General features: G+C 58.7%; 26 protein-coding genes. 25 read left to right on the top strand and 1 reads right to left on the bottom strand.

Annotated elements, in window-relative coordinates:
• Positions 1 to 35 precede the first annotated feature (35 nt).
• The 3 genes from QX071_RS20880 to QX071_RS20870 all read left to right on the top strand — a co-directional run bounded on the left by QX071_RS20880 (position 36) and on the right by QX071_RS20870 (position 2,004).
• Positions 36 to 494, top strand: a complete 459-nt coding sequence (locus QX071_RS20880) for a hypothetical protein (protein WP_315704562.1) — start codon at positions 36 to 38, stop codon at positions 492 to 494.
• Positions 495 to 538: 44 nt separating this feature from the next.
• Positions 539 to 1,114, top strand: coding sequence for a hypothetical protein (locus QX071_RS20875; protein WP_315704561.1), 576 nt, complete (start codon positions 539 to 541; stop codon positions 1,112 to 1,114).
• Between the two features lie 314 nt (positions 1,115 to 1,428).
• Positions 1,429 to 2,004, top strand: a complete 576-nt coding sequence (locus QX071_RS20870; protein ID WP_315704560.1) for a hypothetical protein — start codon at positions 1,429 to 1,431, stop codon at positions 2,002 to 2,004.
• A gap of 763 nt (positions 2,005 to 2,767) precedes the next feature.
• On the opposite strand, the gene QX071_RS20865 is transcribed toward QX071_RS20870, so the two are convergent.
• A complete protein-coding gene (locus tag QX071_RS20865) occupies positions 2,768 to 3,073 on the bottom strand; it encodes a hypothetical protein (protein WP_315704559.1) in 306 nt (101 codons plus the stop codon).
• 560 nt (positions 3,074 to 3,633) lie between these two features.
• Between QX071_RS20865 and QX071_RS20860 the strand changes: the two genes are divergently transcribed.
• From QX071_RS20860 to QX071_RS20755, 22 genes are all read left to right on the top strand, one after another.
• Positions 3,634 to 3,984, top strand: coding sequence for a hypothetical protein (locus tag QX071_RS20860; RefSeq protein WP_315747640.1), 351 nt, complete (start codon positions 3,634 to 3,636; stop codon positions 3,982 to 3,984).
• 213 nt (positions 3,985 to 4,197) lie between these two features.
• Entirely contained in the window at positions 4,198 to 4,521 is a 324-nt protein-coding gene (locus QX071_RS20855; RefSeq protein ID WP_315704557.1) for a hypothetical protein, read from the top strand.
• Positions 4,522 to 4,564: 43 nt separating this feature from the next.
• Complete coding sequence (locus tag QX071_RS20850) at positions 4,565 to 5,131, top strand: hypothetical protein (RefSeq protein WP_315704556.1); 567 nt, start codon at positions 4,565 to 4,567, stop codon at positions 5,129 to 5,131.
• Positions 5,128 to 6,159, top strand: a complete 1,032-nt coding sequence (locus QX071_RS20845) for a hypothetical protein (RefSeq protein ID WP_315704555.1) — start codon at positions 5,128 to 5,130, stop codon at positions 6,157 to 6,159. The genes QX071_RS20850 and QX071_RS20845 overlap by 4 nt, the downstream gene beginning before the upstream one ends.
• Positions 6,160 to 6,207: 48 nt before the next feature.
• A complete protein-coding gene (locus QX071_RS20840) occupies positions 6,208 to 7,872 on the top strand; it encodes a hypothetical protein (protein WP_315704554.1) in 1,665 nt (554 codons plus the stop codon).
• A 7-nt stretch (positions 7,873 to 7,879) separates the two neighbouring features.
• Entirely contained in the window at positions 7,880 to 8,161 is a 282-nt protein-coding gene (locus tag QX071_RS20835) for a hypothetical protein (RefSeq protein WP_315704553.1), read from the top strand.
• A gap of 233 nt (positions 8,162 to 8,394) precedes the next feature.
• Positions 8,395 to 8,964 (top strand): hypothetical protein, encoded by a 570-nt coding sequence (locus QX071_RS20830; RefSeq protein WP_315704552.1) that lies wholly within the window; start codon positions 8,395 to 8,397, stop codon positions 8,962 to 8,964.
• Between the two features lie 427 nt (positions 8,965 to 9,391).
• A complete protein-coding gene (locus QX071_RS20825) occupies positions 9,392 to 9,814 on the top strand; it encodes a hypothetical protein (protein ID WP_315704551.1) in 423 nt (140 codons plus the stop codon).
• A gap of 840 nt (positions 9,815 to 10,654) precedes the next feature.
• Complete coding sequence (locus QX071_RS20820; protein WP_315704550.1) at positions 10,655 to 11,611, top strand: DUF5309 domain-containing protein; 957 nt, start codon at positions 10,655 to 10,657, stop codon at positions 11,609 to 11,611.
• 70 nt (positions 11,612 to 11,681) lie between these two features.
• Entirely contained in the window at positions 11,682 to 12,044 is a 363-nt protein-coding gene (locus QX071_RS20815) for a hypothetical protein (protein ID WP_315704549.1), read from the top strand.
• Position 12,045: 1 nt separating this feature from the next.
• On the top strand, positions 12,046 to 12,357 hold the full coding sequence (locus QX071_RS20810; RefSeq protein WP_315704548.1) for a hypothetical protein: 312 nt from the start codon (positions 12,046 to 12,048) through the stop codon (positions 12,355 to 12,357).
• Entirely contained in the window at positions 12,357 to 12,689 is a 333-nt protein-coding gene (locus QX071_RS20805; RefSeq protein ID WP_315704547.1) for a hypothetical protein, read from the top strand. The genes QX071_RS20810 and QX071_RS20805 overlap by 1 nt, the downstream gene beginning before the upstream one ends.
• Positions 12,686 to 13,339 carry a hypothetical protein gene (locus QX071_RS20800; RefSeq protein WP_315704546.1) on the top strand — a complete coding sequence of 218 codons (654 nt, stop codon included), beginning with the start codon at positions 12,686 to 12,688 and terminating at the stop codon, positions 13,337 to 13,339. Before QX071_RS20805 ends, QX071_RS20800 begins: the two co-directional genes overlap by 4 nt.
• 26 nt (positions 13,340 to 13,365) lie before the next feature.
• Complete coding sequence (locus tag QX071_RS20795; protein WP_315704545.1) at positions 13,366 to 13,797, top strand: hypothetical protein; 432 nt, start codon at positions 13,366 to 13,368, stop codon at positions 13,795 to 13,797.
• A gap of 1 nt (position 13,798) precedes the next feature.
• Positions 13,799 to 14,833: a hypothetical protein gene (locus QX071_RS20790; protein WP_315704544.1), complete on the top strand. Its 1,035-nt coding sequence runs from the start codon at positions 13,799 to 13,801 to the stop codon at positions 14,831 to 14,833.
• Positions 14,833 to 15,438: a hypothetical protein gene (locus QX071_RS20785; protein WP_315704543.1), complete on the top strand. Its 606-nt coding sequence runs from the start codon at positions 14,833 to 14,835 to the stop codon at positions 15,436 to 15,438. Before QX071_RS20790 ends, QX071_RS20785 begins: the two co-directional genes overlap by 1 nt.
• A gap of 105 nt (positions 15,439 to 15,543) precedes the next feature.
• Positions 15,544 to 17,016, top strand: a complete 1,473-nt coding sequence (locus QX071_RS20780) for a hypothetical protein (protein ID WP_315704542.1) — start codon at positions 15,544 to 15,546, stop codon at positions 17,014 to 17,016.
• On the top strand, positions 17,013 to 17,327 hold the full coding sequence (locus tag QX071_RS20775; RefSeq protein ID WP_315704541.1) for a hypothetical protein: 315 nt from the start codon (positions 17,013 to 17,015) through the stop codon (positions 17,325 to 17,327). Before QX071_RS20780 ends, QX071_RS20775 begins: the two co-directional genes overlap by 4 nt.
• A gap of 244 nt (positions 17,328 to 17,571) precedes the next feature.
• Positions 17,572 to 18,408 (top strand): hypothetical protein, encoded by an 837-nt coding sequence (locus QX071_RS20770; protein WP_315704540.1) that lies wholly within the window; start codon positions 17,572 to 17,574, stop codon positions 18,406 to 18,408.
• A 55-nt stretch (positions 18,409 to 18,463) separates the two neighbouring features.
• Complete coding sequence (locus tag QX071_RS20765; RefSeq protein WP_315704539.1) at positions 18,464 to 18,700, top strand: hypothetical protein; 237 nt, start codon at positions 18,464 to 18,466, stop codon at positions 18,698 to 18,700.
• Positions 18,690 to 19,115: a hypothetical protein gene (locus QX071_RS20760; protein WP_315727700.1), complete on the top strand. Its 426-nt coding sequence runs from the start codon at positions 18,690 to 18,692 to the stop codon at positions 19,113 to 19,115. Before QX071_RS20765 ends, QX071_RS20760 begins: the two co-directional genes overlap by 11 nt.
• 187 nt (positions 19,116 to 19,302) lie before the next feature.
• On the top strand, positions 19,303 to 19,695 hold the full coding sequence (locus QX071_RS20755) for a hypothetical protein (protein WP_315704537.1): 393 nt from the start codon (positions 19,303 to 19,305) through the stop codon (positions 19,693 to 19,695).
• Positions 19,696 to 19,927: the final 232 nt, after the last annotated feature.

The following is a 19,927-nucleotide window of genomic DNA, read 5'->3' as shown; positions in this document are numbered from 1 at the left end:
CATTGGATACGTAACAGGTGCAGACGGATCGAACCATGACTAGAGGATCGCGGTTGCGCGCTATCTGCTCTCTTGCCGCCTTGCGCATGGTCATGCTGCTGGCGCTGTTGACGGTGACGAATGCGGCTGCTTGGGCTGAAGACTTCGTCCTCAACTACGCGATCGACGCGGCTGGAAAGACGGACACAGGAAAACTAGAGAACTGCAGCTATGAGCGCGTTTGCGAAATCCGCGCGGCCGGTCTGATGATCAAAATCGTTGTCCGTCCCGACACCACGGGTCTTCCGACAATGGATATGAATGTTCTGGGGCCGCCCGGCTGTTGTTATACGAACGAGGCTGCCGAACAATTCCATGCGAAACTCACAACCGGTTTGTTGCGAGTGCCGATCTATCGGCGTGTCATGAGAGAGCGGGACGAGTTCGTGCGGAACCCGTTTTCCTGGAACGAACGCATTGGAATGATCTATCTCACGTTTTCTCACCCGCGCTAGGCATGCGGTCTAGCGCCTATCATTATTGATAGGATCAATTTGATATGACCGACAGCAGAAGCATCATCGAACAAGCTCCACTATCACCGCCAAATGCTCCGAGCATTGGGGAGGGGGACCGATCACGGATTTTCGGGATGGTCGGAAAGCAGCTTGACGATATCATCAATGGACCGAGCTCGTACTATCCAGAGGGAATCAAGAAAAATCCAGACGCATTAATGGATGACCTTAAAGGTTTGTATGGTTCCGTCGAAAGCTTCAGCAAGCAATTGAACGATCCCAACAACATCATGGGAGACGTGCTGAGGGAGCTAAAGAAATTCAATGATGCATTCGCTCCAGCGACGGACTGGAGCGATCCAAACGATCAAAGGGACAAGTCGATCGAATTGCCAACCGAGCGTATCCCTAAGACGCAAGATCAAAATATCATAGAGATTGATCCATTTGGACGTCCGTACGCTCCGCCGGTGCCGTGGAAAAATCCGAGGAGTGATCTGAACGTCTCGGCCGAAAGGCCGGAACCGGCATTGGACAGCCAGAATCCGAACGCGTACCGGCGCCTTTCGAGTCGGTTGGTTTATCCTTCCGGACGTCTACCGAACCCGTCTGGCTAGAGCATCGGCCATAGATCGTTTTGAATTGGTTATTCGGTCCTTGGGGATCATCGATATTCCGACAGAACCGACCGGTCTCGTGCGCGTGGCTACATGTGGTGCACCGTATACTCCGGCGACAATCAATACGGTGTCTGCTGGACTGCTTCATTCATTGAGTGTTGTTTTCTGATCGCCTGTAACAGGCGGTCATTCCTGCAGAGCGCGAGCTGCTCCTCGTCGATCGCGACCTCGCGCCGCAGCGTTTCAAGTTGCGGATCGACCGTCGTATTTTGAATTCGTGCGCGGAATTCGATATCTAGTTTTGAAAGGTGATGAACATGCCGAAAATGTCGATCTCCGATCTGAAGGCCATGCTGGCGTCGGAAAAGGCCGATGCGCTCGCCGCCATTTCCGCTGCACGGCTAGCGGAGGAACGCGCCGATGCCATAGATTATTATCTCGGCGATATGCGCAAGGACATGCCGGTGCAGGACGGCCGCTCTCGCGCGGTTTCGACCGACGTCGCCGACACCGTCGAGGGGTTGATGCCGCATCTGATGGATATCTTTGCCGGCTCCGACGAGGTGGTCCGCTTCGAGCCGGTCGGGCCGGAGGATGAGGCCGCGGCTGCCCAGGAGACGGACTACGTCAATCACGTCTTCATGCAGCAGAATCCCGGCTTCATGATCCTCTACTCCTTCATCAAGGACGCGCTATTGTCCAAGGTTGGCGTTGTCAAAGTGTGGTGGGAGGAGCGCGAGGAGGAAAGCCGCGAGACCTACTACGATCTCAGCGAGGATCAGTTCGCGCTATTGGCACAGGCCGTCGTTGAATCCGATGGCGCGATGAAAATCGTCGCGCACAGCGTGAACAGCCAGTTTCAGCCGGAGCCAAAAGCCATCGGGTGAAGTATTCTGAGAAGATCAACTGATAATTTGAATAGAGATCAAATTCAAGATCTCGTTCTAGATGCGCTGACGACAGGAAAGCTGATCGTTACCCGCCAGGGTCAAAGGATCGATCCATCGTTTAACGGTATCCTCTCAAATTTGTTGCGCCAACGGGGAGCGGTGCGCCTTGGACTGGCCCATCGGCGGGCTTTGCCGATTTCGCTGTGACCGTGAACCGGGTCCCATCTTCTGCTCCATCCAGCGCACCTGCCCCGGGCAAGCGTAGCGCAATTGAGCCGGAGAACGGGGGCTTGGTTTTGCAGCTTCTTATGGCGCGGCGAGCAACTCCGGGGCCCGTGTTGGTTCGATATCGGCGGCGCTCTCACAAAATCAATCTCCAACCGGCCCTTTTGAACCGACCTCGAAAGGTCTTCCTGGTCTGATCGCGTCGGTCAACGGCAACGCCCATTCCGATCCCTCGCATTTTCTGCCTCCTGCGGGAGGTCTCTTCGGCATGACCCAGGAGTACATGCGGACCGATCCAGCCGGGATTCAAGGCCGTTGAGGTCGTCTGCTGCTGAAGAAGGCGTGTTCGGAACAGGTGCCCGCAGAAGGGCACGTCTGCCACGAGCAGAGATGCATCATGTCATGCGCGACCACCAACCTTATTGGGGACCTCGCGAGCCTGCCGATCCAGCTCCAATAGCACACGAGAGCAGTTTTCAAAAATCACCTGGCAGCCAATTGCGGCGCCGATGGACCGGCCGGTCAGACTGCTTCATCACGGATGCAAAGGAGGCGAGAGGAGCGGAATCAAAATAAACAGCGGGACATCGATCACCCAAAGGGAGAGAATTCGTTCGGCCCACTGTGCCCTCGAGAGGAGTGGGCGACCTGCTTCGGTCAGCTTGGACGGATCGATATGGATGGCTAATTTGATGAATCCAAATCGGGAAAAATCAGCGGATCCTGCGTCGGAAGTCGGATGTTTCAGGGCGCGATAAAGCAGCGCGCGTGCTCTGTGGGCAATCGCAAGTATCCCAAGCAACCAGGCGAGCACGATCAAGTCTGGAAACGGACTCATCATAGTTAGATCCGAAGAAGATTCCGAGGCGGTGAGCCGATCTGCAAGGTGCCTTTCGGTCGTCTCGTCTAAATATGGAGGAAGAATTGTCGGTCAACAAGAATGGAAACCTGCGCGCGGACGGGATTTCAGTGTCGCTTCCAACGCTGTTTGGTCGCCTGGGTGGGACTTATTATTGGAATCCAGGCGCCCCAGGCGCGCCGCCTTTCACGGTGACTAGGTCTTTTGGGATACCAGGATTTGGAGCTCATTGGGTTCATTTGCGTCCGGGGCTATCGTCCAAGGACACTCTCGGGAAAGGGATTACCGGAAATGTATCCGTGGGAATTCCTTCCGTCAGCGTCAATGGTGCCACGCCGGACGGGTGGTTTTCTCCCGGGAAAGCAAAAGAAATTGCCGTGGAGTGGGGGATTGGGTCGCCAAACGCCTCTCCTGCCCTCACGAAGACGTACAGCCCTGCTCAGATCGCCGATCTCATCAATACATACATCTTTCCTCCTGCAATGGGTCCGCTGGACGAACTCTCTCCCTTTGCGCGGACTCTCCAAAGCGGCATTGCAAGGGTGGCGCCTTCCGCCGAACAGCCGTTGCCCTATATGCGAGCGCCGTCGCAGGGACCTCTGGGGGCTGGCGTCGCGCCCTGGGCGTCCGACTATCTGAAGGGGCAGTTCGGGCCGCCGAGCGCAGCAACTGCAAGCCCCGGCTCAGGTTCGTCCTTCGCTGGGCGCGCGACACCCGTACCTTATTTACCGGATGTATCCCCAAACGCGCCTGGTGGTCTCCCCGGCTTGATCGCGTCGGTCACCGGAAGCGATCCGTCCGACCCGGCGCAATTCCAGCCGCGGGCCGGTGGCCTGCTCGGCATGATCCAGGACTACATGCGCGATAATCCCGTCGAGAGCGGAGCGCGCTGATCGGAGCCGGCCAACCTCACCTAGACCCAATGGTCTCATCGAAATGGTCACTCCCTTGGTTTCTGGCTTCAATCCACCGGCTCGCATCATGCGGGTGCGCAGCATTGTCACAATGCACGGATTTGCGTGATGGCTGGGCTGGAGGCGTTTGACAAAATTCTTGATTTGTTCTAATTGGTAGTTAGCTCAGTCAACGCTTCGAAGGACGTTCTCTTGTTCACCTTGATCGTGACAGGGTTTGCGTTCGTCGTCGTGGGCGCGCTCTTGGTGCTTGCCGGACGTCCTATAGGCATCTTTGACGCCATGATCGAGGCGCTCGGATACACCGTCGCGCGGCTCGTTCTCCCGCTGGTTTCGTTCGGCAGAGTCCATGTGCAGCCGCTCAATTCTGCCCAGAAGAGCTTCAATGTGCTTGGCTACCGCAGCGACGGGACCGGTCACATCGAGATTGAAGAGACGATCGCTGGCTTCATTGGATTTGTCATTTTTCTGATCGGGTTCTTCGCCCTTACCTTGTTGATGCAGGCTTTCGTCTGAACTCATCCAACGACGGCTGGCTCAAGGAGGCTCTAGTCAGATCATGATTCAGCACCCAATTCCGATGGCAGGGATTGAAAGGTTCTGGGGCGCGGCCGCCGTACTCGCGGTTGGCTTGGCGATAGCGCTGTATGCGCTCGGCGTGGGATCAAATCCGAACGAGCTATTTGCGGCCGTATCTGTGAATTACAAAGAGTTTACTGTTAGCGGACTTAGCTGCTTGTCGATTGATCCCCGCAAAGTTGTTTTTGATCGAAAAGAATACTGGGATGACAGCATGACGACGGAGGTCGCTAATAGATTGTCGATAAAGGAGGTTATGATCAACGCCGACTATACGGCGTGTCGATGGGGCCTGACTGCATCCATATTGTCCGACGGAGACCCCGCGGTCACTTTTAATGGCGATGCCGCTCAATATCTTGTCTCGATTGCGGTGTGCAAGCGAGATCCCGACGGATCAATGATGGCAAGCTACTGCGTCAACAAGAACATTTACGTCTTCAATCGGCAGGTCGCGGCGCGCGATCTGTTCACGCTTGCGCTTGTGGGGTTGGCAAGACCGCAGGTGGACAAGTGGGAAACGTTTACGGGCAAGAGGTTGCAATGAGTGAAGCTGCTCACGGATATTTGCAGTTTGCAGAGCCGGTCAAAAACCCGAAAGATGGATACTACTATCAAAGCTATCGTTTTGTGGATTTCAATGGGAAAGTGCTCTCGTACGGTGACCAACCGTTGAAGTCATGGTTGGCGGACTCGAAAGCAGGCTTGTATAGTCCCGCCGTCGACGGCTTTAAATTGGCTGGTTTTGTAGGATCAATAGGGCAGGCGCTGTTGGGGCTTACGATCCGTAAGCCCAACGTTGCTGCTCGAGGCGCAGGTTCCGCTATTAGGCAATTCAACGACGGGCTTGCGGGCTCGTACGGGTCTTGGCCCGGATCAGATCAGCCTTGGGTTTGGCGGGAGGGCAATCCCGGTATTGAACATCTTCAAGGCGGTACTGCGGGTCATATCGGCGACGGAAACGCTATTGGTGATTGGTGGAATAACCTGGAAATTGCTCCTCAGAAACGATCATCGATCGCTCCGTGGTGGAAGTCGCAGGATCCTTGGGCGTATATTCCTCTACCCAAAGTTCCTCCACAGGCTCCGGCTCTGCCTGCCCCTCGAGTCTGGAACTATGAGTCCGTGCGGGACTCCGCAGCGGCAGCCGGTGTGCCGAGCCGCAACAATGTTTTTGAGTACGGGTTTCCGGAGCCAGGTGTCGGTCAGCCGCGGACGGATGCGGCACCCCGGGCCAATAGGTCGAGTGCGCAACTGGCTCCAGCTGCCGGCCCGACACCGGCCGGTGGTTTCGCTCCGTCGGCCGGTGCTGCTTCCTCCGGTCCAAATTGGCCGTCGCCCTTTCAACCCTCGGTTATCCCCGCCGGGGCGCCGTTTGACTTGTCGTTCCCTGCTCGAACTCACTATCACCCGCCGACCTCAGATTCGTCGGCCGGCGGGCTACCCGGCCTCATCGCATCGGTCAACGGCGGCGATCCGTCAGATCCAACAGGATTCCAACCGCCGGCAGGTGGTCTGCTCGGCATGATCCAGGACTACATGCGCAACAATGCGGGCGAGGGCGGAAGCCGTTGATCGCCGAGCGCGGCATTCTTTACTCCATCTTCTGACGAGCTCATCATCATGACAATGTCTCTGCCGTTGGCGCCGCAGCCGGTGCCGGCTCCGATCACGCACGACGTAACCATCGTGACCACGCGCAAGTTCGCGCAGGCCCGGGTGATGGGCGTGCCGCCGGAGGAATTCGGGATCGAGCGCGGCGCGCGCTCGATCCGCGATTGCAACTACTGCTTCCACGAGGTCGTCACCAAGACCGAGTCGCAGCTGATCGGAGAAGGCTTCGATGCCGAGCAGATCAGGTCGCTCAGCGACTACACCGGGACGACCGAGATCGAGACGCTGGCCCGCGACACGGTCGACGAGCACTTGCGCCTGTCGTCGAGCGCGACGAATTCGGCGGCCAGGCTCGTGCGCATCACAGAACACTATGTGCGGATGGACTATGAGGGCGAGGGCAGGCCGTGCTTGTACCAGGTGATCACCGGCGGCGATCAGGCCGAGATCCTGCGGAAGGACGGCAAGGAGTGCGTCACGCCGTTCGACGCCATTCCGTTCGCCGCGACCACGCCGGTGCCGATGACCCACCGCTTCTTCGGCCGCTCGATCGCCGATCTCGTGATGCCGCTGCAGCGGGAGAAGACTGCGCTCAAGCGCGGCGCGCTGGATAATCTGTATCTGCACAACAATCCTCGCGTCGAAGTGGCGGAGGCGAATGCAGGGCCGAATACGCTCGACGACCTCCTGGTCTCGCGACCCGGGGGCGTGGTGCGCACCAAGACCTCGGGCGGGTTGAACTGGCAGGTGGTGCCTGACATCACCACCTCGATCTATCCGATGCTGCAATATATCGATGCCGAGCTCGAGACCCGCACCGGCCTGTCGAAGCAGGCGCAGGGCATCGACGCCAATGCGCTGCAAAACCAGTCCGCCACCGCGGTAGCGCAGGTGTTCTCGGCCTCGCAGATGCGGATCAAGCTGATCGCGCGCATCATGGCCGAGGGGGTGCGCGACATCTTCGCGCTCCTCCATGCCACGATCTGCAAGCACGGCCAGCAGCAGCAGACCGTACGGCTTCGCAACAGTTGGGTCAGCGTCGATCCGCGCGCCTGGAGGACACGCGACGACATGACCATTAATGTCGGCCTGGGCTCCGGCGGTAAGGCCCAGCAATTCGCACAAACCATGGCGATCGCGAATGTGCAGAAGGAGCTTGCCATGGCCGGCAAGGTCAACCTCGTCAGCGATCGCGAACTCTATAACACCGCGGCTGAATTGACGCGGATCATGGGACATAAGAATCCGAGCCGCTTCTTCAACGATCCCACCGCGATCAACCCGCAGACCGGCCAGCTCTTGAATCCACCACCGGCGCCACCACAGCCGCCGCCGGATCCGAAGATCATGGCGGCGCAGGCCAAGCTGCAGACGGAGCAGGCGATCGCTGCCCAAAGGGCGCAGCTTGCGCAGCAGCAGGCCCAGAACGACATGGTCCACCAGCAGATCAAGATGCAGGCCGAGATCGAGCTCGCGAAGATCAAGGCAGGCCTGGACGCCAAGATCGCGCTGCTCGATGCGCATTTGAAGTCTCTGGCAGAGGCGCAGAAGCGCCAGCAAGCCCAGGCCGAGAACGAAATGCGACTCGCAGAGGCTGCGCTCGGAGCGGCAGCAGAGGCGCGCCAAACCAAGTTGCAGACCCTCGACAGGACGGAACGGGCCGATGACAGATGAAAATATATTGCAGCGTGCGGCAGCAAAGGCCGCGCGTGCACAAGCCTTGCTGGACGACGAGTTGCTATCTGAAGCGTTCGTGGCGCTCGAGACAGGCTATGTCTCTGCCTGGCGCCGCACAGTCATCGACGATGCCGCCGGTCGAGAGAAGCTGTTTCTAGCGATCAACATCGTCGGCAAGGTGCGCGATCATCTCGCATCGGTCATTGCAAACGGCAAGCTGGCGCGGGCGGAGCTGAAGGAGCTCGCAGATGTCGCGGAGCGCAAGAGGCGGTTTGGCATTTTTTGAGCGACACCGTATCCGGTCCCCTGACCGAGGACATTGTTGACGCGTTCTTTCTTTGTTCTATAGTGCGAGAGGGCGGGCAGATCTTATTAGCTCTCTCGAAACAAAGCCGCGCAACCATAGCCGACGGCTATACTGTGGGTCTTATCCGAACAGCCGAGTTCTTCAGCTGAAGGCCGGGCTCTGTTGCCGATCGCAACCCCGGAAGAGATTGTCGCGCGATGCAGGAAGGCAAGATGAACTGGTTCAGGCTTATTTCGATCGCCGTGCCCTTGCTCGATGTTTATGGTGGGATGTTCTGCTACTTTTTCGTTCCGGCTCTCCTGGTCTGGCTGTTCTTCGCCAGTCTTCTATTCGTGATTCCACTCGCTTGCCTGTCAATCGAAGCGCTCTTCTACAGAAAGAAGAAGTGGAGCGCCGTTTTCGCGCTGACATGGTTTCTGCTCGTCCTTCCCTTCGCGGGCGTTCCGCAAACACGTGAATGGCTCAGGACCCTGGGGTTTTACGCGAGAACCAAGCTGGCGGCGAACTACCTGTCCCAATGTCGACTTTCGGACTTTGTCGAGAATGGCGCGACTCAGACTGTCGGCTTCTGCGAAGGATTCGATCGTGGCGATTATTTTGACTACGTCGTCTACGATACGATTGGTGAATTCATCTTGCCGCCCTCCAAGAGAACCCTCGAATGGAAGAAGGTGATGTCTGCGGAAACCGAAGAGGCGACAGTGGAGCGCGATCGGACCGCTTATCACCTGTTCGGAAACTACTACGCCGTAGTCGTCGGTCTTCTCGACGGAAAGGGTTGAGTAGCTAATCCAACTGATGTCGTCGTCACTGCTTGCCGTGGGAAGCCTTGTGAATTTCCGCGTGCTGTGCTGTGGCCAGTTCAAACGTATCATTCCAGGAGGCCGACGTGACAGATCGAACCTTTTATTCAGCTGCTGAAGATCAAAGAGGGACAGGTAGGATCACTGGTTAAGTTCCTTCAAGATTCCTCGTTCGAAATGGAATGTATGTAATCGATCCCGTGCCGGGCGGCTCACAATGGGCGAATTTGTACTCGGACGCTGGAGGTAGCAATCAAACAGATGGAAGGATAGCGAACCAGAACAACTATATTGTTGTGCCAAAAAACTATACGGAGCAAGCGGCTCGAGATGCCGCTGCCAGGCTCGATGCCATTCATCGGCTAGGTATTCCAGGCGGAACGCTCGGACTTATGATGCGGGATTTTTGGCCGGTGGTCCCGAGGAGCTGCAGCGGAATCCGCGTTGGGGTATTCCTGATAATTCATTTGTGCGCGCTTATATCGGTGCAGCTTCCGATCATTTTGGGTACGTTACGGGTGCGGCTGGATTGCCGCAAGAACTCGCTCAGTTTGGCGGAGGGATGCATAACATCTTTAGTAAAAGAGTCCTCAAGTCTGACGTCGATACAAACGGAAAATGGGGATTGTCGAAGGTCAATGAAGCCAATATCGCCCAGGGTTACGCGGCTGGCATGGCCGCGCGCCGTCTGCCGTCTCCGTTCAACAGCTATGGCTATCGCGGGCAGTTGGATAGTGATCCGAATGTCATTGGCGATGGAGGTGGCGTCTCTCCAGCAATGGAAACAATCACGGGTGTGAACCCGGATGAGCCGACACCCCCGACTTAGCCACCTAGTCAGCCTGGCCCGGTTCGCTATCTCAGCGCGCGGCTGAGCTACTAATGTTGCAATCGCCCGTTTTGAATGTAGCCGCGGGGGCGCACCTGCCCAGCTAGGAGCTGGCGACGACATCGTGCTCTTCAGCGACGCTCTTGCCGGCGTCAATCCGGACGAGCCGTCACCACCGAGATGGCCGCCGCAACAGAATAAGCCAGTCCGATATCTCAGCTCGCGATTGCAGTCTTAGTTGATCTGAGCTCGGTTGGCGGCGATCAGTCGCGATGCCTTGTTCGCTGAGAGCAACGGTGCTGTTCTTCGATAAGCGACCCAGTATCTGCACTCGGCGAGTTGACCGGTCCCTCGCGGGAGATAATCTTCGTTCGTTCCAGAGCGGAAGACAGCACAGATCAGCAGTCGCGTGCCGAATGCGCTGTTCGGCGCCACCCAGCCAAAATGAATGCCGTTGACACGTCGGGCAAATCACCTGCATAATTCCAACATCGCAAGACTTCGATAGCCCGCGTCGGAACCCGACCGCGGGCTTTTTCGCGAGGTTGAGATGACGTCCAATGTCATGTCGGTCTCGCACGCTGTACACCTCGGAGCGGCGAGCACGGCAGCGACGTGGTTCGATCAGCAACGCCGACCCCCGATCGCGATCCGGGCGCCACGGCGAAGATATCTCGTCACGCCGAACCGGACCTTTGTCGCCGCGCAATCGGGCCGTCGAGATCCAGGCAAACACCAATTCAGTGTCTCTCTTAGCGCTAACTCAGGCGCCAAGTGGCGTTATCTCGACACGTCGTGCGAGCAGCGCCTGATTGGCGATCGAGATCAAAAGGATCATCCATGACTACACCTACCTCAACCTTCGTGACCTACCAGGCGGTTGGCAATCGCGAAGATCTCAGCGACATCATCTACCGCATCGATCCGGTGGACACGCCCTTCATGAGCGGTGTCGACAAGGAGAAGGCGACCGCCGTCAATCACGAGTGGCAGACCCAGGCGCTCGCTGCACCGGACAACACCAACGCCCAGCTCGAAGGTGATGATCCGAACACCAACGCGACCACGCCGACAGTTCGTCTCGGAAACCAGTGCCAGATCTCCTACAAGGTCGCGCGCGTGTCCGGGACGCAGCAGGCGGTCGATCACGCCGGCCGCGATAACGAACTCGCCTATCAGGAGATGCTGAAGGGCCTCGAACTCAAGCGCGATCTCGAAACCATTCTATGCGGCACCAATCAGGCCAAGATCATCGGCAACACGACGACGCCGCGAAAGACGGCGTCGGCGTTGTCATGGATCGTCTCCAATACGTCAAAGGGCGCTTCTGGCGCGGATCCGGCCGCATCGGATGGAACCGGAACCAGGACCGACGGCACGCAGGTCGCGTTTACCGAGGCTCGGCTCAAGACCGTATTGTCCTCGATCTGGATCAATGGCGGCAAGCCCGGCACGATCCTGACCGGGGCCTTCAACAAGCAGGTGTTTTCGACCTTTACCGGCCGCTCCACCGCGATCGAGGAGGCCAAATCGAAGAAGATCGTCGCCTCGGTGGATGCCTATGAGTCTGATTTCGGCAAGCTCAAGGTCGTCGCCTCGCGGTTTCAGCGCCCCCGTGACGTGCTGGTGCTCGAGATGGATAAGTGGGCGGTCGCCTATCTCAACGGCCGCAATATGATCTCGATCCCGCTGGCCAAAACCGGCGACTCCGAGCGCCGGCAGATCCTCGCCGAATATGCGCTGGTCGCTCGTAATGAAAAGGCGAGCGGCGGCGTGTTCGACAACACCGCCTCTTGATTCCTGCAATCCAGCATTTCTGTCCGGGGCGGCCGCATCGGCCGCCCCATTCTTTTGGAGAGACCTCGCCATGCCGCTTCCTGGCAATCGAACCTTGGACACGGCCGATCTGACGGCTTACACGCCGTCCTGCGGCTCGTCGCCTGTGGCCGCCTATGTGCGCGCACCGTTCCGCTGCCGCCTCGTCAAGGTGGCCGGAATTCTCGGCGGCGCAATCACGACGGCCGACGGAACCGTTATCGTCTCGGTCAACTCGGTCAACGTTGCGAGCTTCGCCGTCCCGCAGTCCGGCTCGGCCGCCGGCCAGCTGTTTTACGTTGTGCCTCCGTCACCGACCTATCTCAACGAGGACGATGTGATCGTGCTGACACCGTCTGGCGCGTCCGGAACGTCCGTGCCGATGCATTTCTCGCTCTCGGTCAAGGGAGCCTGAGATGTCATTCTTTCCGAAGCAGCCATCGTCGCGCATTGGTACGACGCAAGTGATTGCGTTTGACGGCAGTGTCGGCGCGACCAACAAACTCGGCTCGGCAACCTATCAACTCCGGCTCGCGGCCAATGCCGCCTGCTGTTACCGGATCGGCGATGGCGCGCAGACTGCGACGCTAGCGGACGTATTCCTTCCGGCCAATACCGTCGAATTCGTCACAGTGAGTCCCGGTCAGAATATCGCCGCGATCAAGGCGGCGACCAACGGCCTGGTCACCGCTACGGCGGGCACGCTCTGGGTAACGGAGGTGTCGTGATGAGCGGGGTCCTCATCCGACCTCATCTCGACAGCGACGGCAAAGGCCTTGCAATCGAACATGCTCAGGACGTCGCACCGATCCTGCGATGGAACAAGGAAGCGCGACGCGACGAGCAGTACAGCGATTGGGGCCGGCACGTCGCGCGCATCCCAAACGTCATCTATCTCAGATGGCTGAATGAAGAGCATGCGAAGGGCAATACCACCCTTCGCATGTTCACGCCTGAGTTCGACCAAATCGTGCAGAAAAAGCTCAATGATCCGGATTGGGCCTATCTGCGCACAGACAGACCTGCGTTACAGGCGGGCTGGAAGGCGGAACGTCCGTGACCCTCATCTCCGACTATGCATCGCTGCAATCTGCGGTGACCGAATATCTTGCCCGCGATCAGGATACGACATTGATCGCGCGGATTCCGAGCTTCGTCCAACTGGCGGAAGCCAAGTTCAATCGTCAATTGTTCGTGCGCCAGATGGAGCGCCGCGCAATCGCTGTGATCGATCTGAGATCCAGCGAGCCGGAATTCGTTGCGCTGCCGTCGGATTTTCAATCGATGCGCCGCATCCGGCTGGCGAGCGTGACCGGCAAGCCGTGCCTGGAGTTTAAATCCGGGGTCCAGATCGACGAATATCGCTTTGGGATCTCGAACGTCCCCGCGCGGCCGCGCTACTTCACGGTCCTTGGCAATGAGCTCGAACTCGCACCGACGCCCGACGCCGCGTACACGATCGAGATGGTGTATCGGCAGGCCGTGCCACCGCTTGCATCCAGCGGCACGAACTGGCTGCTGGCGTTGGCGCCGGACCTCTACCTCTATGGGACTCTGCTGGAATCCGCGCCTTACATCAAAGAAGACGCCCGGATCCAAACCTGGGGGCTCGGCTTGAGCAGTGCCCTCGCCGAGCTCAACAACCTCGGCTTGGCATCCACCTTCAACGCGGGACCCATGGCAGTGCACGTGTCCGGCCAGACATTCTAACGCCAGATATTCCAACGGGGCGCAAGATGGCAGCATTCAACAAGTTCAATTGCTTCGTGCAGGACGTCGCCAACGGATTGCACAACATGAAGACCGGCACCGCTCATGTGTTCAAGGTCTATTTGACCAGCACGGCTCCGGTGGTGACCAACACGATCTACAATACGCCGGCCGATCTTACGGCAGGCAACGGCTATACAGCGGGCGGCGCCTCGATCGGCTCGATCACGGGTGGACAAACATCCGGCGTATTCAAGTTCACCGCCGGTACGCAGCCATCCTGGACGGCCGCGGGAGGATCGATCGGTCCGTTCCAATATGCCGTGCTCTACAACGCCACATCAGCGACTCAGCCGCTCATCGGTTGGTGGGACTATGGAACGCCGCTCACGCTGACGAACGGCAATACCTTTACGGTGAACACCGATCTCGTCAACGGCGTTCTGACGATTACCTGACATGGCAGCATTCATCAACAATTGCGGATTCGTGCCGACCACCGGCGGTACGTCCGACTGGACCTACTTTTCGACCGTCGGCGGCTATCAAGGCCCGATTCAGGCAAATGCCGTCAATGGGACGGTCTATGTCGTGCGCGCGCAGAGCGCCGATCTCACCCAATGGGAGTATGCCTCGGGCGCATACAGTTCGGCGACGAACACGTTTGCGCGGGCCACCGTGCTGTACAATTCCGCGGGGACGGGGACAAAACAGGGAGGCTCCGGGGCGAAGATCAATTTCGCCGCCGCGCCAGCGCTCATTGCGGTGGTGGCGCTGGCGGAGGACCTGATTTCGATCGAGGCCGCGAACAGCTTCACGACTGCGCAGCAGGCCCAGGCACGATCCAATATCGCGGCCGCGGCGACACCTGGAAATTGGACGCGCACGGTCATTACCAGTGCATCGGGCACTTATACGACCAAGGCGGGATGTAAGGCCATCTTCGTACGAATGTGTGGAGGTGGTGGTGGCAGCGGCGGAAGCTCAAATAGCTCCGGCAATGGGTCTTCGGCTGGTGCCGGTGGCAACACGACGTTCGGTTCGATGGTTGCCAATGGGGGCGCTGGTGGATCCGGCTCAGGTGGCCCAACGTCCAATGGGGGCGCCTACTCCGGTGGGGATTGGGGGTTAAGCGGCTCCTATGGCGCCGCAAGCGTTGGTGCTGGCGCAGGCCCTCAAGGCGCGGCCATTGGGGGGCAGGGGGGCGGCTCATTTTTCGGCCCTGGTTCGCCCGGGGGGTGGCCCAATGCCGGCGGCCTTCCAGGCGTTATGCCTGGTGCCGGCGCGGGAGGGGCCGGCGGTCCGGCAGCCGCCACCGGCTATAGCGGAGGTGGCGGTGCTGGGGCTGGCTACACTGAGAAGCTGATTGTCTCTCCTGCGGTTTCCTACTCCTACGCTGTAGGTGCGGGCGGCGGCGGCGGCGCTTCGGGAACGTCTGGCAATAGCGGCGCAAGCGGTGGTTCGGGTATCATCGTCATCGACGAGTATTACTGATGTCGCTGCTCGGATCGGATGCGCTTGGCCGTTTGGCTCTCGGCCAGCTTCCTCCATTGCAAACGGCTGCGCTTCCTGCGCTGTCGGGGAGTTACGCCGTCAGCGGGCCTACGACGAACATGAGCACCGCGCAATCCGCCGTCGCGGCATCCTTCGGACTCGGCGGAAGAGCCGCGGCATTCGCGTCTTGGTTTTCGCTATTGAGCGTTTCCTATCGCGCGACGGGGAACGCAGCCGCTTTTGGCATTCCACTGTCGCCAATAACGGGCAGCTTTGCGAGCATCTGCAATGCCGGCAGCTTTGCCACCGCATATGTGGTCAGTGGCACGAACTATGCGATTGCCGCACCCGTCTCGACATTGGGCGTGGCGACCACGGCGAATTGCGGAAATTGGAACGTCAGCGGCGCGGAAGCCGCGTTTGCGCGTGGCTATGAGGCTTGGTTTCCGCTGCCCTCTCACGGGGCTTCTTGGGTCGGAGGCCGCGTTCCTGAAAGTGGATGGACATCTGGCGTCGCTCCCGCTGGTGACTGGTCAATCGCCGTGGAAGGGAAAGACTCCTGGACCAAAGTCCAGGACCCCCCGGGAAGTTGGGTGAAAAACTAGCGTCCGTCTTGTTCCGAGCTCCACGCTCTACCTTGGCCGGCCATCGTCCGCGATCAGCCGCCGCCGACGCCCCGCTGACCCAACCTTAAATGATGCGAGCAAACAATGGCGCTTCTTGCTTTCGGCGACTATCGCCCCGACGTCAGCGACTATGAAGGGCAGGCCACGCGCAACGTTCAAAACGTGATACCGCGCGGTGACGGCTATGGGCCCTTTCCGTCGTTCACACCCTATACATCGGCCTTGCCGGCGGCCTGTCGCGGCGCCTTCTATGCGTTGAAGTCGGACGGAACGGTCGTGACCTTTGCTGGCACGGCAGATAGGCTCTACAAACTCAACAATACCGACTTCACCTGGGCCGACGTTTCGAAAAGTGGCGCGGCCTATTCGCAGCTGTCGTCTTCGGCACAGTGGCAGTTCGCGCAAACCGGGAATTTCGTTTTTGCAACGCAGGCAAATGCGCTGCTGCAAATTTTCGACCTCACAGCTTCGACCTCGTTCGACAATGCTTTGGGCTCGCCGCCCCAAGCAGCTTATATCAGCGTCGTCGGACGGTTTCTGGTGCTCTCAGGGCTATTGTCGACGCCGTATCGTATCCAATGGTCGGGCCTGAACAACTTCAACTCTGCGACATCGTGGGACGGGCTGACCGCCGGCTCCGATCATCAGGATTTTCCGGATGGTGGCATCGTGCGCGGCGTTGCCGGCGGCGAGTCCGGTATCATCTTTCAGGACCAGGCGATCCGCCGCATGTCCTACGTTCCCGGTTCGCCGATCATCTTCCAGATCGACCGCATCACCCAGGACAAGGGCCTCTATGCGCCGTATTCAATCATCCGCGCCGGCGAGCGCATCTTCTTCTACGCCGGCCAGGGCTTTCACAAGATCGAGCCCGGCGGTGTGCCAGAACAGGTCGGACGCGAGAAGGTGGATCGCACCTTCCTGGGCGATCTCGACAAGGGCAATTTGCAGCTTTTCATCGGAGCTGCTGACCCGCGCTCGACGCGGGTCTATTGGGCCTACAAGTCGATCTCGGGCGCGATCGGCGCCTACGACAAGATCCTCGGTTACGATTTCCTACTGGATCGCTTCTTCGCGGTGCAGGCGAGCGGCGAGTATCTGCTCGGCATGTCGCAGACAGGACTGACGCTGGAAAATCTCGATAGCATCTCGTCCTCAATCGACGCCATGACTCTGAGCCTTGATGCTTACGCCACGGCGGTACAGCCGGAAATCGCGCAGTTCTCGTCTGGGCACGTGCTGGGTTTCTTTCGAGGCGCCAGTCTCGAGGCGATCATCGAGAGCGCGGAGCAGGGGACCGACGAGAGCCGGATCATGATCCGAGGTTTTCGTCCGGTCACCGACGCGGCGACGCTTTTCGGATCCGTCTCCTTCCGCGATACGCCGTCCGCGCCGGCGCTCGCCGGCGCGGAGGTGTTGGTGAATGCTAGGACCGGGCGCTGTGACATCCGGCGCGAGACCCGTTATTCGCGCTTCAAGGTGCGCATTCCGGCGGCCACATCCTGGAGCTTCTGCGCCGGCTTCGTACCTGACCTGACGACGAGTGGCACGCAATGACCGCCTTTGTCCCGGGCATTACCGAAACCGACCTGAAGAAGATCGTACTGGCGCTGCAGCAACTCGCCGCCGGACGCTCCAACGCGGTCGGCAGCGTCACGCTCGTGACCGGTGCCTCGAACACCGTGGTCACCGACAAGAACTGCGCTGCTGGCTCGACGCCGATCCTCACGCCGGCCACTGCGGTTGCCGCAACTGAGCTCGGCAACGGCACGATGTATGTGAGTGCGGTCGCGAACGGGACTTTCACAATTACCCACGCCAACAGCGCGACAGCGGGGCGAACGTTTCTGTATGCGCTCCTTGGTTGAGTATCTGTATTTCCGACCGACGTGTAGTTTCCAGCGCACGGCTTGATGGTCCCATTGGATAGTCCGGGCTTGCCAGGGAACTGGCGGAAGTCGCGCCCAGTTCGCAGAGCGAAAATCTGCATCTCATTGTTGGCTTCGACCTGAAGCGCTCCACGACATCTCGGCCTTGGCCCGCGGCTGGCTCGACCGCATCGCGGAAGCTCGTCTGCATTCCTGCACTCATTTTCAGAAGAGAAGTTGATTCATGCAAAATGCATTTTTTCGTACGCCCTACGCCCCTTCTGTGCCGATCTCAGATTATCGAGGTGCAGGTGGTCTGCCCGGACTTCTGCAGCAAGTGATGCTTCAGCAAGGGCTGGCACCGAACGGCGTCCTCGATGGAACGGCTTCGCCTCAAGAGGCAGCTAGCAGCGGTCCTAAACGTCTGTTCGATCGGGCGAACGATGGCCAAGCCACGCCGAATCCTACCGGCCTGTTGGACGAAGGAGCCTCCGCTCCATCGCAGGACCCGAATTTTCGACAGCTGGTGAGTCGACGGAGAATGCCAAATTCGGAATTCGTGGGAAATCAATCACTTGATACACCGCCGCCACCGGATCGCGTTGCGGCGGTCACCCTGCCGTGGTCGGAGTTGTGGCGGCGCTTAGGAAACGGTGTTCAGCCGGACTCAAACAATCCAGCTCCTTCGGAGGCAACGCCGGCCGGACCAGCCTGCCGTCTCGTTCCAGGACGAGCGATTACTTCAGGCTCGCAGATCTGGCCGCTGCCTACCGAGGCAAGCCCTGGAAACTGGGCAACTTGGCAATTTTTGAAGCGCTATCCTGATATTTTGAACCGCATTCTTTCGGGAACTGAAGATGATCCTGAATGTGCTGCCGAATTGAAGCAGGCACGTGAAGACTGCGCTAAGGCATTTGCAGATGGTTGGAAAGGTCTTACTGGTTCAGGTCCGTATAAAAAAACGGATGGGACGAAATGGGACGTCAATGATTGTGTGAGGGGGTTAGTCAGGGAGATATGCGGTGGAAACCCGCTAGATAGGCCGCCTCCTAAGAAGGTCAAAAGATACAAGCTGCGCTAGTGGATCGAATCTAACACTTTCAGTACCCACGTTTGGCGCTTATCAATATCCGCCGATGATCCGCGCTGTCAGAGGTGTTCATGACGGACTGCCATCGCTCTCCGGCGCTGGGGATGATTATCCCCAAAATCACCTTCGAATCGTGGTCGTGACGATCGACAAGAAGAAAGTCGATTCGTTGATATCATTTGAAAAAATCGCAATGCCGTTTGGCCTTATTTACATCGATCTGGCCAATGGCGCTAGCGAGCATTGCGACGGATCTTCGGTGTGCAATGCATATGTTGGCTGAACGGTCCTCGGCTGAACTGGCCTGTGTCAGTCCTGACCATGTTCAATGCGCCTGGCCGCTGGTGGCCTCGCGTCTGCAGCGTGCCATTCGGCGTACTGGCCTTTCAGCCTTTGCTGACATCGAGCGCGACGTTCTGGCCGGCCGCTCGCTGCTGTGGCTGGCGCTCAGCAGCGCAATTGCGATCGACGCGGTCGCCACGACCAGCCTGCAGCTCACGGATGCCGGCAAGGTTTGCGTCATCACCGCCTGTGAAGGCAAGGGTATGGCGCGGTGGTTGCCGCTGATCGCCGGCATCGAGGCTTATGCGAAAGCCGAAGGCTGCAGGTCTGTGCGCGTCTTCGGGCGCAAAGGCTGGCTGCGCGCGCTCGACGGCTATAGGCAGCGACATGTCATCATGGACAAGGAGATAGAATAATGGGCTGGAGAGATTATGAATTCGACCCGCAGACCCATGGATCTCAAGGTGCCGGCGGGCTGGTCGGCCTTTTTCAAGGCATGTTGCAGCCGAATTCGGCAGTGCCGGATGCAGGTCCTAATCCAGGCGGCGTGCCCAACTACAGTCCCGAGGCGCCGTTCAGCCCCAGCAGGATTTGATCGGCAGATTGCAGGGGCAACAGGAACAGCAAGGCCAACTGACGAAGCAAATTTCAAATAGCTATTCCTCATCGGAACTGACTAATCAAATCGTGGGAGCCGAGAGTTCTGGTAAGGCAAATGCAAAGAATCCAAACTCGTCGGCAAGCGGCCTTGGTCAATTTATCGCGGGCACATGGCTAGACATGCTGCGCCGGTATCATCCAGAGATCAAGGGCACGCCTCAGGAACTGCTTGCTCTCCGGGCGAATCCGGAGCTGTCGCGCGAAATGACGGAAGCCTATACTCGCGAAAATGCCACTATGCTCACACGGGCAGGGCTGCCCGTCACTCCGGGAAATCTTTACCTGGCTCACTTTGCCGGGCAACGATCTTCGGAATTGGGCGGCGAAGCGGGTTGAAAGGTCGTCGCGGCAAGCACCGGTATCTAAGCCAAGTTGGCCTGCCGAGGCAGCTCCGATTTTCCCAGCTCAAGCCACCAAGGAGATTGATACAGGGCAGTCAAGAAACCAGGTTCGCTATCTCCGCTCTAGTCAAGTCTATCGTTAAGGCGCGGCGCCTTCGCGATGCGTGGCGGGATCCGCTGCGTAGACGGCGGACACCGATGACGGATTGACAAAGATAACAATCGGA

Source organism: Bradyrhizobium sp. SZCCHNS1022 (assembly GCF_032484835.1).
Classification (GTDB): Bacteria; Pseudomonadota; Alphaproteobacteria; order Rhizobiales; family Xanthobacteraceae; genus Bradyrhizobium.
The sequence above is the reverse complement of the archived record's forward strand: the minus strand, read 5'-3'. Positions and strand labels throughout refer to the sequence as shown.